The sequence below is a fragment of the Candidatus Margulisiibacteriota bacterium genome, assembly GCA_041650855.1.
In the GTDB taxonomy this organism is placed as follows: Bacteria; Margulisbacteria; WOR-1; order O2-12-FULL-45-9; family XYB2-FULL-48-7; genus JALOPZ01.
Genome location: JBAZKJ010000002.1, coordinates 1 through 15,601 on the forward strand (window position 1 = coordinate 1; position 15,601 = coordinate 15,601).

General features: G+C 59.4%; 13 protein-coding genes. All 13 read left to right on the top strand.

Features of this window, described 5'->3' with window-relative positions; genetic code table 11:
* On the top strand, positions 1-374 hold a 374-nt coding region (locus tag WC529_04570; GenBank protein MFA5113552.1), incomplete at its 5' end, for a hypothetical protein.
* A 111-nt stretch (positions 375-485) separates the two neighbouring features.
* Complete coding sequence (locus tag WC529_04575; GenBank protein ID MFA5113553.1) at positions 486-890, top strand: hypothetical protein; 405 nt, start codon at positions 486-488, stop codon at positions 888-890.
* 7 nt (positions 891-897) lie between these two features.
* Complete coding sequence (locus WC529_04580) at positions 898-1,518, top strand: hypothetical protein (protein MFA5113554.1); 621 nt, start codon at positions 898-900, stop codon at positions 1,516-1,518.
* Positions 1,519-1,609: 91 nt separating this feature from the next.
* On the top strand, positions 1,610-2,728 hold the full coding sequence (gene miaB, locus WC529_04585; GenBank protein MFA5113555.1) for a tRNA (N6-isopentenyl adenosine(37)-C2)-methylthiotransferase MiaB: 1,119 nt from the start codon (positions 1,610-1,612) through the stop codon (positions 2,726-2,728).
* Entirely contained in the window at positions 2,725-3,729 is a 1,005-nt protein-coding gene (locus tag WC529_04590) for a hypothetical protein (protein ID MFA5113556.1), read from the top strand. The genes miaB and WC529_04590 overlap by 4 nt, the downstream gene beginning before the upstream one ends.
* Before the next feature lie 17 nt (positions 3,730-3,746).
* Entirely contained in the window at positions 3,747-4,691 is a 945-nt protein-coding gene (locus tag WC529_04595) for a ribose-phosphate pyrophosphokinase (protein ID MFA5113557.1), read from the top strand.
* 7 nt (positions 4,692-4,698) lie between these two features.
* On the top strand, positions 4,699-5,898 hold the full coding sequence (locus tag WC529_04600) for a homoserine dehydrogenase (protein MFA5113558.1): 1,200 nt from the start codon (positions 4,699-4,701) through the stop codon (positions 5,896-5,898).
* A 25-nt stretch (positions 5,899-5,923) separates the two neighbouring features.
* Complete coding sequence (locus WC529_04605; protein MFA5113559.1) at positions 5,924-8,278, top strand: hypothetical protein; 2,355 nt, start codon at positions 5,924-5,926, stop codon at positions 8,276-8,278.
* Positions 8,279-8,408: 130 nt separating this feature from the next.
* On the top strand, positions 8,409-9,527 hold the full coding sequence (locus WC529_04610; GenBank protein MFA5113560.1) for a hypothetical protein: 1,119 nt from the start codon (positions 8,409-8,411) through the stop codon (positions 9,525-9,527).
* A gap of 15 nt (positions 9,528-9,542) precedes the next feature.
* Positions 9,543-10,586, top strand: a complete 1,044-nt coding sequence (locus WC529_04615; protein ID MFA5113561.1) for a hypothetical protein — start codon at positions 9,543-9,545, stop codon at positions 10,584-10,586.
* The gene (locus WC529_04620; GenBank protein ID MFA5113562.1) at positions 10,583-11,710 is read left to right on the top strand and encodes a FlgD immunoglobulin-like domain containing protein; all 1,128 of its coding nucleotides are present in this window, start codon (positions 10,583-10,585) and stop codon (positions 11,708-11,710) included. The genes WC529_04615 and WC529_04620 overlap by 4 nt, the downstream gene beginning before the upstream one ends.
* A 16-nt stretch (positions 11,711-11,726) precedes the next feature.
* A complete protein-coding gene (locus WC529_04625; protein MFA5113563.1) occupies positions 11,727-13,784 on the top strand; it encodes a hypothetical protein in 2,058 nt (685 codons plus the stop codon).
* A 12-nt stretch (positions 13,785-13,796) separates the two neighbouring features.
* On the top strand, positions 13,797-15,593 hold the full coding sequence (locus tag WC529_04630; GenBank protein MFA5113564.1) for an S-layer homology domain-containing protein: 1,797 nt from the start codon (positions 13,797-13,799) through the stop codon (positions 15,591-15,593).
* Positions 15,594-15,601 lie beyond the last annotated feature (8 nt).

Below are 15,601 nucleotides of genomic sequence, written 5' to 3' on the forward strand. Positions count from 1 at the left end.
GCTTGGTGTTGGATGACTTCGTGGGCCTCGGCTCAATGGTTGGTCTGGGTGCTAAGAGCATCAACTACACCGTTGGTCTGGGTGGTTTCTACGGAGGTGGAGGCTTAAAGGCTATCCCGGTTCGCGCGGGTGGGATCATCGCGCTGCCGCTGGCTGGTCTGGATTCTTACCTGGCCGGAGGCTTGAACTACGTCGTTTACGGCAATAGCACGACCTCGGGCAATATCGGCGGCGATGCCGCTTTGGGCATCAAAGCTGATTTAGGCTTAGGGCTCGGGAAAACCGGTTTCGAACTCGGTTATTCCGTGGTCCGGTCGAAGACCGTTACGTCGAAGGGCTTGTCTCTGTCCGTTAGCCAGCCGATCGGTCTGTAATAAGAGCGGGGACCTAATTCTTTTTAAAGAGAACTTGGATACTTTAAAAACGGGTTGGTCCCCGTTTCTTTTTATTTATGTTTTAAGGGGGGAACGAAAATGAGAAAATCCATGTTTATTGCCGTTGCTCTATTGGTCATTTTGTTTAGCTCGGAATGCCTGGCTTATCAACCTGCCGTCATTGGTGGGATCAGGGATGGTCTGGCGCTGGGGCTAATGGCGGAGAACAGCCTTAACAGCAACACCGCGTTACGGTTCGGTTTTGAAGCCAATACCTCCAATACCCCGGGGATCGTCTTTGTCGGCGGCAAATGGTTCCTGAGCAACCTGCGCGGCGGATCGCCGATGTTCATCAGCGGCGGCCTGGTCGGATATCTGGGCAATAATACCGCGGCCGGTCCCTACATTTCCCTGATCTTTGAACGCCTGCTCGATGTTGCGCCGTTATTCCTGGAGGTCGGCATCGACGCGGCCAAGTCCGGCCGGCTGCAGTTCCAGGTCGGATATTATTTCTGATCGGATCATGAAGCAGTTCTTGGCCTGCGTCCTGGTCGTCTTGTTGGGCAGCCATTCGGTGCTGTTTGCCCGGGCATTCGATAAGAAAAAGCTGATGGCCCTCGATCCGCCCTGTACGCAAAGGGTCACCCATCAGTCGGCAGCCTTCCAGAATAACCGGCTCTGGGCGAACGTGGGGCCCGGCCTGGCGCTTCTGGGGGTCATCTGGAACAATAGCGGCGGCATGAGCGGCGACGCGAAGCTGGGGAACCTTACCCAGGGTTTTACCCTGTTGACGACCGGCGCCATCATTTACCTTACCTCCGGCGACCCGGTGGTCCAGAAAGATACTCTCCGCGACCTGGACTTGACCGGGCTAGAGGCGGAGGAGGTGGCTTATTCGATCTTGAAATATAACGCCGCCCGGAGCCGGGTGAACAGGCTGAATTCCGGCATGATGCTGATGGCCACCGGACTTGGCTATTTACTGTTAACATCGCTGGCCACGAATGCCACCCAATCATATAAGGATGTCATGTATCTCAGCGCGGCCGCGTTTTTCGGCCAGGGTCTCTGGAATTACCTGAATCCCGGACAGGATGAGATCGACATGGAAAAAATAGATAGAATGGTTGGCGCTTCGTTATAAAGAAGGACGATCTTGCTGTCCCGTAAAGGGCGACATCCAGAGGGCAAAGACCATGTGTCGCGAACGCTCTTTTATCGGGTATAATTGGTAAGTGAACCGCTACTTCATCAAGACCTACGGGTGTCAGGCCAATGTCCATGACGCCGCCAAATTGGCCGGCGTTTTCGAGGGGGCGGGGTATCGACCGGCGGCGGACGAGGCCGACGCTGATTTTATCCTGGTCATGACTTGCGTGGTCCGGCAGAACGCGGAGGACCGGGCCGCCTGGTTCACGCAGTCGCTTAAAGGGGCGAAAAAACAGAATCCCAATTTAAAGATCGGCCTGTGCGGCTGCCTGGTCACCGAGCCCGATCGCGACGTCAAAAAGCAGTTCCCGCACGTTGATCTGTTCGTTCCACCAAATTCGCCGGAGACGCTGCAGCATTTCTTGGCTCTAAATACGAAATCCGAATCTCGAAATACGAAGCAAAGAGAGAAAATTCGAATTTCGAATTTTGAAGTTGCTTCGGATTTCGGATTTCGTGCTTCGAGTTTTGTCTCCATAATGAATGGCTGCGACAACTATTGTTCATACTGCGTCGTTCCTTACGTCCGCGGGCGTGAAACCAGCCGGCCGCTGGACGAAGTCCTCGCCGAGATCAAGGGGCTGATAGAGCAGGGCGTTGCCGATATCACGCTATTGGGCCAAAACGTCAATTCGTATCGGTTCGGATTGTCCAATCTATTAATGGCAATACAACAATTATCAACTTTAAACTCTAAATTTTTAATTAGGTTCATGACCTCTCACCCCAAAGATCTTAGCGACGAGTTGATCGAGACCGTCGCCCGGCTCCCCTACGTCGCCAAGGAGTTCCACCTCCCGCTCCAATCGGGGGATGACGCAATACTTAAGGCGATGAATCGCGGCTACACGGTCGATTATTACCTCGGCCGGCTCAAAAAGATCCGCGAGCTGATGCCGGCTGCCCGGATCACTTCCGACCTGATGGTCGGTTTTCCGGGCGAGACAGAGGGGCAATTCGAGAACACCTTGAGGCGGCTGGAGCAGGCCCGCTTTAAGGCCGTTAACATGTTCGCTTATTCGCCCCGGCCGGTGACCGCGGCGGCCAAAATGCCGGGCCAGGTGCCGGACGAAGTAAAACAGGCGCGTCTGCAAAAACTGATCGAAAGAAATCGCCAATTGATATGTTATAATAGCCCCGTATGAACAGAAAGCTCGGCTTCCTGGCCCTGGTTGTACTTGTTGCCCTGTTGTGTCTCCCTCTTATCCTTGATATTCTCGGCTGCGCTTCGGTCAGCGATACTCCCACGACCACCACGCCCGGCTCTTCGACCACTACGACGACGATCGTCATCAGCAAATATACCCTGGTCGCCAGCTGGGGCGCATCCGGCACCGGCAATGGCCAGTTCTCCACCCCCAAGGGGATCGCGATCGACGCCGGCGGCAACATTTACGTTACCGACTCGGGGCTCAACCGGGTCCAGAAGTTCGACTCCAGCGGCAATTTCCTGACCAAGTGGGGGGTGAGCGGGACGGGAGAAAGCCAGTTCTCGGCGCCCGCCGGCATCGCGTTCGGTCTGTCCGGTGAAGTTTACATTGCCGACGACGGGAACAACCGGATCCAGTATTTTAACACTTCCGGCTCCTATCTTGGCCAGTGGGGCCGTTACGGGACACAGGAAGGGAATCTCTGGCGGCCGACCGGGGTGGCCGTTAGCCCGTCCGGTGAGGTCTTTGTGGCCGACTTGAACAACAAAAGGGTCCAGGTCTTTTCCGATTCCGGCTCGTTCTCCCGGAAATGGGCGCTGACCGACCCGGTCCTCGGCGCGCTCGGGCCGTACGATATCGCGGTCACGGCCGCCAACCAGGTCTTTGTCTCTGTCCCGTCGATAAAAACCTATAAATACACCACGGACGGCACCTACCAGGCCAGCTTGGAAGGCAGGACCACCCCCGCGGCCGACCCCGGCCTGGGGGTCGACGCCGCCGGCAATGTTTTCGTGGTCGGCAGCTACATGTATTACCGGGTCGATAAATTCTCTTCGTCCGGCAGCTTCCTGACCGAGATCGGGACCAGGGCGGCCGGCGCCAGCGATTTTGAGGGATTCCTGTATGACGCGGCGGTCGACAGCGCCGGCAACGTCTATGTTCTGGACAACGGCAGCAGCATTGGTAAAGTCAAGAAATTCTCGCCAGGTCCATAAAAAGGGAAGGGGATAACATGGTAAATTCCGAATTGCGGGTCTTTCACGGTACGTCACATCCGGAGCTGGGAGATAAGATCATCAAGCAGTTGGGGATCAAGCCGGGAGAGATCAAGATCTCCCGCTTTTCCGGCGGCGAGATCTACGCCCGGATCAACGAGAATATCCGCGGCGCCTCCTGCGTTATCGTCCAGACCTGCACCGACCGGGTCAACGACGACCTGATGGAACTGTTCATCATTATCGACGCGATGAAACGGGCGTCGGCCAGGTCGGTCACCGCCGTTATCCCGCACTTCGGTTACGCCCGGCAGGACCGCAAAGCCGCTTCGCGCGAGCCGATCTCGGCCCGGCTGGTAGCTAACTTGATCGAAAAAGCGGGGGCGGACCGGGTCGTTGCCATGGACCTCCACTCCGACCAGATCCAGGGCTTTTTTAACATCCCGGTGGACACCTTGACCGCCCTGCCGATCCTGGCGAACTACATCGATGAAAAGAAGATGAAGGAAATGGTCGTGGTTGCGCCGGATACCGGCCGCGCCAAGGTCGCCAAGAAATTGGCCGACCGGGTCGGCGCCAAGCTGGCCATCTTGCATAAAGTCCGGGCCGAGCACCACCAGTCGGAGGTCACCCACGTCGTCGGCGACGTTAAAGGGAAGACCGTCATTATTACCGACGACATGATCGATACCGCCGGCACCATCACCAACGGGGTGAAGGCGCTCAAGGCGAACGGCTGCAATCCCGAGATCTACGTGGTCGCCACGCACGGCATCTTCTCCGGCCCGGCGGTCGAGCGGATGAGCAAGGCCGGCTTTGCCGAGGTCGTGGTCACCGATTCGGTCCCGATCCCCAAAGAAAAGCAGTTCAAGGGGCTCAAGATCCTCTCGGCGGCGGACCTGCTTGCCCAGGCAATTCGGAGGAACTATGAAAACAAGTCGATCACCTCGCTCTTCGATTAAAGTCGGCGTGCTCGGCCTCGGGACCGTCGGTTCCGCGGTCGTCCGCAACCTGGCCCGTGTTCCCGGGGTCCAGGTGAAGATGGGGTGTGACCTGCGCAATGTCGAGTCCGCCTGCGTTATGACCCGCAACCCGCAGACCCTGATCAACGATCCGGCGATCGACGTGATCGTCGAAACGATCGGCGGCGTCAACCCGGCCAAACAGCTGGTCCTGGCGGCGCTTAAAGCCGGCAAACATGTCGTCACCTCCAACAAGCAGTTGATCGCCCTGCATCTGGAAGAACTGCTGGCTGCCGCCGACAAAGCGGGCGTTTCTCTCCTGTTCGAAGGGGCGGTCGGCGGCGGTATCCCGATCCTCAATACGCTCAGGGACGAGCTTTCGGGCAACATCATCGAAGAGGTCTACGGCATCGTCAACGGGACGACGAACTATATCCTCTCCAGCATGACCGCGGCCGGGAAAGAATTCGCGGTTGCGTTAAAAGATGCCCAAAAGCTCGGTTATGCCGAAGCTAACCCTAAAGCGGACGTGGAAGGCTACGACGCTTCTTACAAGGCGGCCATCCTGGCCTCGGTCGCTTTCGGCGCCAAGGTCAAATGGGCCGCTGTTTACCGCGAGGGGATCGAAAAGATCGCGGCCGAAGATATCACTTATGCCGGCGATATCGGTTACGTCATCAAACTGCTGGCTGTCGCCCGGCGGATCGAAGGGGAGCTCGACGTCCGCGTTCACCCGGCGCTGGTCGCCAAGGCCCATCCGCTGGCCAATGTTTCGGCCAATAACAACGCTATATATGTAAAAGGCTTCCCGGTCGGCGAGCTGATGTTCTACGGTCCCGGCGCCGGCGGCGATCCAACCTCTTCGGCAGTAATTAATGATATTTTATCGATCGACGACTCGCCTCTGGCTCCTCAGTCCTCAGCCCTTAGGACCTATCCCCTGCGCCAGATCGACCAGATCGAAAGCCGGTATTACATCAGGCTGCAAGCGCCCGACCGGCACGGCGTTTTAGCCGGTATTTCCCGGGCGTTCGCCGACCAAAAGGTCAGCATTGCGGCGGTAACGCAGAAAGAGACCAAAGGGAACACGGCGACGATCGTCGTCCTGGTCCACCAGGTGAAAGAAGCCAACCTGAAGGCTGCATTGAAAAAGATCGAGCGGCTCTCAGTTGTTAAAAAGATCGGTAACGTTATCCGGATCATCTAGTTCATTCTCAATTAGGAGGCATAAAATGAAAAAGGGATTTGCTGTATTCGTTGTTGTCGTGTTCGCGCTGGCGGTGCTGGCCGGTTGGGCCGCTGCGGCGGTGCCGGCCAGAATGAACGTCCAAGGGAGGATCTTGACCGCCGCCGGCACTCCGCCGAGTGATATCGACGATATCTTTGTCGATTTTATCGGTTTTCAAACCGGGCTTGAGGGGGAATCGGTCAATTACGACCGGACGACCGGCATCTTCAATTTTTCCGTGCCGGTCAACAACATCAAAAATTTTAGCAGTACCCAAGTCAGGATCACGATCGACCATTCGGGCGGACGGAACGAGATCACCCAAAGCTTAAATTCCGTTCCTTATGCCTTTGTGGCGGAGAACGCCAGCTACCTGGGCGGAGCGAGCAGCCGGGAGATCATTTCCCTGGCCACCCGGGAAACTTTAAGCATTATCGGCGGTTCAGTCGGGGGTGACGGATCTTTTGTCAAAAAAGCGGGCGACCGGATGACCGGGACATTGACGGTTGAGAGCCCCGGTTTATATGGAGTGGTAAGCAAGGGGACATACATCGCTGTTTATGGCGGTGGTGGTACGGTCGGAATGCGCGGCACGGGGGAAGGTACCGGGGTTATGGGTTATAGCAAGAACGGGGTAGGTGTTTCCGGCGGCGCTTCGGGCACAAGTCCGGCGATCCGCGGGCAAAATGACGGTACGGGCGGCGGCGGCGAATTCCTGGCCACGAGCGGGACCGGCGGGTACTTTAACAGCGGTTCGGGCATCGCCGGGAAATTTGAAAGCAGCGGCAATCATGGCGTCTATTCACAGGCGCCAAAGAATTATTTTTCCGGCAAAGTCGGTATTGGTTCGGCCAATCCGGCGGAACGGTTGAGCGTTGCCGGGACGATCGAGATCACGGCCGGCGGGTATCGGTTCGCTGATGGCACGGTCCAAACGACTGCCGCAGGTACCGGGGCGGGGATTTTTGTCAAAAAGACCGGCGATAAGATGACCGGCGATTTGACCGTTGAAGGCAAACAGTTAAATGTTGCGGGTGAGGGCGGTACCCTGCGGCTCGTTGGCGGGGACCAATTCGGCGCCGCCTATGTTGACGCTACCGGCTACTCTAATGTTTTATACGTTCAGAGCGCGTCCGCCTCAAAGATGGTTATCGGATCGGTCGATGCGGGGAACAGTAAGGTCACCGTGGCCGGGACGGTGGAGATCAAGTCCGGCGGCTTAAAGTTTTCTGACGGTACGATCCAAAACACCTCTGCCAACGTTTCTAACTTTGTCAAAAAAACGGGGGATAAGATTACCGGGAAACTGACTGTTGAAGCTGAAGGGGGATTAGATGTAGCGGGAGAGGGGGGTAGAATGACCCTCCAGGGCGCTGACCAGGTAGCCAGCGGTTACATTGGCGCTGGCGGACAAAGTGGAGCGCTAATTTTGCAATTAGCCGGAGGCAAGGTGGGAATTGGTACAAGCAATCCGTCGGCAGGCTTGGACGTTAATGGAAATATCCGTGCTGTGACTAATAGCGCCGGTGCCGCGGGATATTTTAAAAACGACAGGATGTTGGTGTTAATTCCGGTTGGCATAGGGGTTCATGGGGTGGGGTCCGCGATCGGGGTTAGGGGGGAAGGTATCATAGGATTGGATGCCAAGGGTTACTCGACTGGTTTAAGCGCAACCGCAGAATCTCCGACTGGTTATTCCGGTTTGTTTAGCGGCGGTAAGGGTTTGAAGGTGAATGGTGAGGTGGAAGTATCCCGCGGTATTACGGCGAGCAGCGCGGTCTTTGGCCCGAGCAGCAACGGCGTCAGAGCCAGCGGAACAGCAAATGGGATTTTGGCGGAAAGTGCGCCTAACAATACGGCTGATACCGCAGCCGTCAAAGGGCTTGGGAAAGATTCGGTGGGTGGGGTTAAGGCCACCGGATGGCTTGGAGCGAGAAGAGATGGGCAGTGGTCCGGGGTAATGGGGAAAGGGACGCATTTAAGCTATGGAGTGTATGCCGAAAATACTTATAAAAATTCCTCCAATACACCAAGCGTTGCCCTGGCAGTTGGGCAGGGACGCATTAAATTGGAAGGGAGCACGGGGCAAGGGATAGGTTCCGGCTTTACCGGAGAAGTAGCGATGGAGGGGACTGTCGGGAAAATTAGGAATACTCTGTCCAGCACTCAATGGGTAAAGGTAAAGAATTCGTGCGTTACGCCTACTTCGATCGTCCTTATCACGATGTCCGTTTCGATGCAAGGGGATGAAAACTCTATACCGATGCCGGTCGTGCAGGGAATTGATTGGGGTGAATTCAGCGTAAAGGTCCCGGCTCATGCGGCGGTTTCCTTTCTCGTGGTTGATACCAGCAATTAAAGATCATAAATGACGCTTGAGTAAGTTAAGACGTGATTTGGGATGACAGGCGAAAAAAAGTGAATAACTAATGCCGATATCCAGAGTAAAGTCGATTATTATTATTGTTGCGGTTTTAATTGCCGCGTCGATGGCATTTGCCGCCGATCCTTTCATCTCTTCCGGCGGGACGGTGGAGACGGCCATTATCGACATCAAAGGCGAACCGGTCATCGGTTATTCCAACGGTCTCGGCCTCGGCGGCATCTATACCTTGATCCCGCCCGGGCTGACGACCACGACCTCCACCACAACTACCACGGCCACTACGAGCGGGCCGGCGACTACCACCACGACAACGACCGGCACGACTACCACGACCCAGACGGGGCCCGAAGTCGCCGACAGCGGCTGGATCAGGGAGACGAATATCCGCCGCGAAGGGAACGATCTGGTCCTGACCTGGGGCTACGATCCAAGCAAACCGCTTCCCGCCGGGGTCAAGGTCTACGCGGAGAGCGGGGCCGGGAGCGAATATCAGCCGAGCGCGGCTGCCTTTACCGTTGACCTGACGGCGGCGGCGCCGCTCCCGAACTCGCAGACCAGTCTGACTCTGACCGGCGCCGGCAAGGATGGCAATAACCATTACTACCGGGTCGTGCCGAACCCGCTGGTTACCGGGACCGACCTGCTAAACGAACAGAACAACTCGATCACCGTCGGCAAAGTCGAGGTTACAACCAATGCTGCTGGCGGTTTCGTCTTTACCTCCCTGCCGTTCCAGGAAGACGGCGTCTCGCTCAAAGCGCTGGTGGCCGACCAGGTCAACGTCGCCGGCTCCATGCTCCTTTGGTGGAACGGCAGCCAGTACGAACTGGCGACTTTCTCGTCCGGCGATTGGACCGGCGACCATAGCTTGAAACTGGCCGAAGGCTTTATCCTTTATACCGACGCGGCGGCCGGCGCCAAGAGCGTCTCCCTGACCGGCCGGTTCGGCAAGCTGGCGACGACCAACACGCGGCCGGTCATCACCGGCTACAACCTGATCGCCTTCCCGTACCCGCGGCAGCGGACGACCGCCCAAGCGGGCTTGACCGCCTTAACGACCGGCGACCTGCTGCTGACCTGGGACCGGGCGGGACAGCAGTTCACCCTGACGACATATAGCGGCGGGGCCTGGGGCGACGCGGCCCAGACCGCCTTGAAGCCGGCCGAAAGCAAGTTCTACTATTCGGGAAGCGCTTTCGACTGGACCTTGATCTATCCATAAGGAGGAATTGTGAACATGAAGATGAACATTAATAAATGGGGGGTAAAGATCACGCTGCTCCTGGCCGCGCTGGTAGTCTTGGCGGTCACCGCCGAGGCCGGCATCATTCTCCGCGTCCACCCCGGAGCGATCAGGGATAAGGACGGCGCCAATGGAGCGAACCCAACACAGGGAACGAATCTCGAGTTCTTTTCCTCCACGCCGTCCGACCCGCGGTCTGCCGCCGGATCGCTGACTTTAAATCTGACCGAGGTCAAAGACGGCGGCACCACGCTTTATTACCAGTTCGAGGATATGAACCTGAACGGCGGCTCGGTCGGCGCCCGGACCTGGAAAGGGACGCCGCGGACCGCCGGTTCGTTCTACGGCAAGTTCAGCTATTCCGCCACGCCCCGGAACATCCCGCCGACCCCCAATAACTTAACGGACCTGCGGGCGACCTATAAAGCCGATAAACCGAACGTCCCGACGATCGGCACGATCAGCGAATCGCTGCAGCGGAGCGGCAGCAATATGAACCTCCAGCTCGGCATACCGGTCAATTATAACGAAACCGGCAGCGACGGATATAAACGGGAAACGACCGGCTTCTCGGTCGTCATCACGTACCCGAGCGGTTCCGCGGAGACGCGGAGCGGCTCGTCCGTGACCCTGCAAAATACCCCGTCCGGCAAATATAAGTTCAAACCGGTCGCCACCAACTGGTTCGGCAGCACCGACGGGGCGGTCGTCGACTACGAAACGCTCGGCGTCAGCGCCGGCAGCAGCGAACCGTTCGTTTACACGCTGGAGCCGTACCAGGCTGACAAGCTGATCGTCAACACGATCGCCGTGCCGACCAGCTGGCGCGGCAAACGGGCGAGCGACCTGGCCGCCCTCATCAACGGCAAGCGGGGCGAAGTGATCGGCATCTACGGCTGGAACAAGAGCGGCGCCGGCTACGGCGTCGCCTACAGCGCCGCCGGCGAAAAAGTGAGCGGCGACGACTTCGCACTGGTCCCGGGGATCGGCTATCAGGTCTATCTCAAGAACCGGGTGGAGAACCTGGAGGTTAAATGAAACGACGGCTCCTGATCGGAATAATTTTACTATTGGCGGTCGCCGGCGCGTCGGCCTATAACCGCTACATGCCGGTCTATTTCCTCTCCGGTTTCGTCAAAGGGGTCCGGCCGGGAGTCGACACGACCGTCTACTTTTATAGGGACGCGGCCGCGCTTCAGGGGACCGAGCCGCAATACACGCTTGGCCTCATCGACGGGAGCGGCAATTACGTTATCAACGGCTTCGGGCTCAATCAGACCTTCTTGGCCGTCGGCCAGAAGCATTTCGCCGCTACGGCGCAGGTGGACGGGCAGGGGGGCGGGCCGGTCGAGTTTACCGTGACCGGTTCCGGTTACGACCTTCTGCCGGAGATGGAGATCAAGGCGGGCGGCGGGATCATTCCGCCGGGAGCGCTCAACGAGCCGGCGCCTAAACTGCAGATCTGGTTCGGGCGGCGGCTTTACCAGCCGGCGATCCTGGCCGCCGGCGGCAAATTCGTCATTTCCGACCAGCCGGAGATCCGGGCGGACGTCACCATCGAAACGCCGTACGGCCTGTCCGGCAGCGTTGCCGATTATTCGATCGTCGTCGACCCCGGTTCGACCGCCGCCCGGGTGCTGGCGCTCAACGATTCGCACATGACGCTCAAGACCGCGGCAGCGGGCAGCGCGCTCAAATCGTTCACCCTGCAATACACCGTGTCGGAAGCGGAGAAGCTCGCGTCCGGCGAACACGTTTTCGCCTTTGCCGCCCGGAGCAGTGGGGCGCTCGGCGCCGCTGCGTCCGTCACCGAACTGGCGTCGGTGGAAGTGGCCGGCGGGCCGCTCCGCGTCATCGGCGCGCCGCTTACCTTCCCGGCGCCGGTCCGCCTGCGCGACGCGGATAAGAAAGTCACGATCCAATATACCCTCTCCGGCGACGCCGACATCGACATCTACATCTACAGCGTCGAAGGGAAGATCGTCAAAAAGATCAACTGCGCGAAGCTGAGCGAGGGCGGCTCGGCCGGCACGAACAAGGTCGTTTGGGATACCGTCGCCCAGGACGGCCGGCAGGCCGGGGCGGGGGTCTACGCGGGCAGCATTTTAGCGCGCTTTGAAAATCGCGTGTTGGCCAAGGTCAAGATCGCGATAATCGAATAAAAAAGGGGTGTTCGTAGTGTCAAGATTAAAATTGGCAGCGGTTCTGCTGGTGATCTTCGGTTTGGTCGCGCCGGCCGGCGCCGCGACCGTCGCGGTGACGCTGGCGGCCGGTTCCGTTTTCAACCAGACGACTTTCGAATCGGGCGCGGTCATCCTGCAAAGGCTTTACGGCGTCCGCCAATGGGGCGGCACGGCCGGCGCCGGCGTTTCCGCGGAAGCGGGGCGCCTGGCTTACCGCCTTCCCCAGGTCGTTAAAACGACCCAGGGCGAGCGGACGATCCTGGCCTGGATCGACGGCAACCCGGATACCGACGCCAAGCTGAAAACCCAGATCTTCGGCGCGTCCGGCGACCCGCGGGAATTCTCCGCCGCCGCCAGCGTCGCCAATTTTGAATCGCTCCGCCTGGCGCCCGACGGCGGCGAGGGGGCGGTCCTTTCCCAGGCCTTCGGGGTCAAGCCGAAGATCTACGTGACGCCGATCTGGTCGACCCAAACCTGGTCGGGGCCGGTCTCGCCGACCGATTCGACCGAACCGATGCGCCATCACAGCCTGGGGAGCTCGATAGCCGGCGAGACCTGGATCGCCTGGGAAGATTACTTGAACTCAACTACTACCCCCGAAGTGCTGGTCCAGAAATTCGATTCGACCGGTACCCGGTTGTTCGGCGCCGGCGCCGCTAAACTGCAGCTGGTCACGCCCGAAGGGGGCGGTTTCGACCCGCAATTGACCTGCGATGATCTCGGCAACGCGTACGTCCTGGTCCGGATGACCGATCCGGTGACCGGCCACACCAATTATTACGTCCAGAAATGCAGCGGCCTTTCCGCCCGGCGCTGGGGCGATAGCGGTTTACCGGTCGGCAACGATCTGGCCACTAAGAATATCGACATGATCGGCATGGCCGCTTACAACGGTTCGCTCTACGTCGCTTACGTGGAAACGTTCGGCGGGCCGCCCGCCGGGGCGAACCTGTTCCTGAAAAGGTTCTATGATTCCGGCGGCAGCGGGACCTGGGAGGCGTTCGGCGCCAATCCGGTTCAGACGTGGACGGCGGCCTATACCCCATTTACCAGGGTGGCGGCCGGTGCCGGCGGGATCGCGGTCTGTTACGGCGATCCGACCGACGTGACTTTGCAGACCGGTTATTGGCGGCTTTACGACAGTTCCGGCGCGCTGCTCGGCTCGGCATCGACCTTTTACCCGATCGATGTGACCGCAGACGGCGCGGGCAACACTTTCCTGGTCGGGATCAGAACGCTGACGCTCGATCCGGCCGGCTTATTGTTGACCGTTAAATGCCAGGAGATCGATACCAGCGGCCGGGCGCTCTACGGGCCGAACGGCAGTTCGCTCCTGGACAATATAAACGCCAAGCTCCTCTATCCGGGCGAGACCTGGGAGAGCGGGAACATCGACGCGGCGTCGACCAACCGCTTCCTGGTCGCCTGGCTTGACGATGCCGGCCGGATCCGTCTGCAAAAGATGACCGACCGCTATTCGGCCATCGGCACGTATGAGTCGGCCGCGGTAGAACGTCCCGCCGCCCCCTCTTTCTGGACCGGCGCTACGGCGGAAACGACCGGAGCGTACTTGATCGGTTTCCGGACGGCGAGCAGCGAGACCGGCCTGGCGGCGAAAAGCTATGCCGGCTCGATCACCGCCAGCGAAGAATCCTGGATCCAGGCGCAGGTCCTGCTCGGCTCCCTGGGTGACCAGAGTACGACCTCAAGCCTGAACGGGCTGTTTTTCTCTTACCTGGCGTCTTCGACGACCACCACGACCACCACCACGACGACCACGACCACCGGGTCGGGCTCCGGCTTGCTGACGACCGTGCCGTACTGGGACGCGGGGAGCAAGCGGATCCGGGAAAAGGCGGTTTACACGACGGTCGACATTAAAGTGGTCGACAGCGAAGGGAACGTGCTGGCTTCTTACGCGGCCGCCGAAGGCTCGAGCGCCGAACGCGATCTGGAAGTCGTGCTGCCGGCCAGCAAGCTGCGGCGCGGCGTGGTCACGGTTATCAACCGGCTCGACAATAAATATTTCAAGAATTTCGTGACCGTTTATTAACGAGGAGAGCAGATGACGGGAAGTTTCAAGGCGTTGGCGATCGCGCTTGGTCTGTGGCTGCTGGGCGGCGCGGCCCTGGCGGCCGACGCCGATGATATCACCAAGATCGGCGGCAGCGCCAGGCAGCTCGGCCTGGGCCGGGCGTTCTGCGCCCTGGCCGACGACCCGGCCGCGGTCTTCACCAATCCGGCCGGCCTCGGCCAGATCAAAAACTTTGAGCTGAACACGCTGACCGCCAAGCACCTGGATTCTTATGATGTCCTGGCGCTCGATCTGGCGCTGCCGCTGGCCGGCGGCGGGGTCGGATTGGGGCTTGCTTCCAATTCGCTGACCTACGCGCCGACGACCGGCGCCACGAGCGGCGTCAGCCGCCTGGCGATGGTGGTTTCTTACGGCACCGGCGATAACTTCCTGGTCAAGGACCTGTCGGCCGGCGTCAACTTCAAACTCTTCAATTCGTCGCTGACGCGGCCCGGGCTCGGCGACCTGACGGCGACCGGCCTGGAATCCGACCTCGGCGTGATCTACCGTTACCTGCCGCAACTTAAGCTCGGTTTTACGCAGCAAAATTTCCTGCCTGCCACCGCCGGCGGCCGGTTGAAATGGAGCGACGGGGTGGAAGAGGGATTTCCGACCGTTTCCCGGATCGGGCTGGCTTATAAACTGCTGGGACGCGAAGCGCAGGTCGAGAGCCCGCAGGAACTGCTCTTCGCCCTTGATTACGAAAAGGCGCTGACCGCCGCGTCGCCGTCCGGCCTGGCCCACGCCGGCGTGGAATGGACGCCGGTTCCGCTCCTGACCCTGCGGGGCGGTCTGGACCAGGGCGAGGGCGTGAACGAAACGATCAATAACCTCGCTTTCGGTCTCGGCCTGAACCTCTCCGGCTTTTGTTTCGATTACGCTTATCACACTTACGCCAACGATCCGAGCCTCACCTCCCATTATTTTTCGATCGCTTACCGGCCGGAGATCAAGCCGATCGTCGTGCGCAAGGAGTACATTGCCCTGGGTGGCTACCAGGCGATTACTTTTACGGAGATCGTGACGCTCGAAGGCGCGGTCGACCCGGCGGTAGCCCGGCTGACCGTGCTGGGGGCGGAGATCCCGATCTCCGCAGACAATAAATTTACCGTTACGCTGGCGGCCGATCCGGGGAAGAATGCCATTCCGCTGGCGGCGTATGACAATCGCGAGCGGCCGCTGGCTACCGCGGAGGCGCGGATCGTCCGTTTGCGCGATTTCCGCGACGTGCCGCCCGACCTCTGGGCGCGCGAAGCGATCGGCTTTCTTGCCCTGCTCGAGATCCTCGGCGGATATCCCGACGGGACCTTCCAGCCGGAGAAACCGGTGACCCGCGCGGAGCTGACCAAGCTGCTTTACACTTTGCAAGAGACAGCGCCCGAACAGCCGGCCAAACCGCCGTTCAAAGACGTGGCGGCCGACAGCTGGTCGGCGCCGTTCGTCAAGGCGGCGGCGGTGCAGGGGGTCGTGACCGGTTATCCCAACGGGACCTTCAAACCGAACAAGACGATCTCCCGGGCCGAGGGGGCGACGATCGTGGCGAAATACGACCGGCTCCTGCCGGTGACCGTGACCGCGGCGCCGTTCCCCGATATCCCGGGGCGGCACTGGGCGGTTGAGGCGATCTTCGCGCTGCAAAAAGAGGGGACCCTCGATTATCTGCGCGACCAGAAATTCCAACCGAAAAAGGCGCTGACCCGCGCGGAAGCGGCCGGCATCGTCGCCCGGACCAAGCCGGCCAGGGCCAAGATTGAGCCGCTGCTCGATTTTCTGAAAGGAGAAAAATGAATACTTTA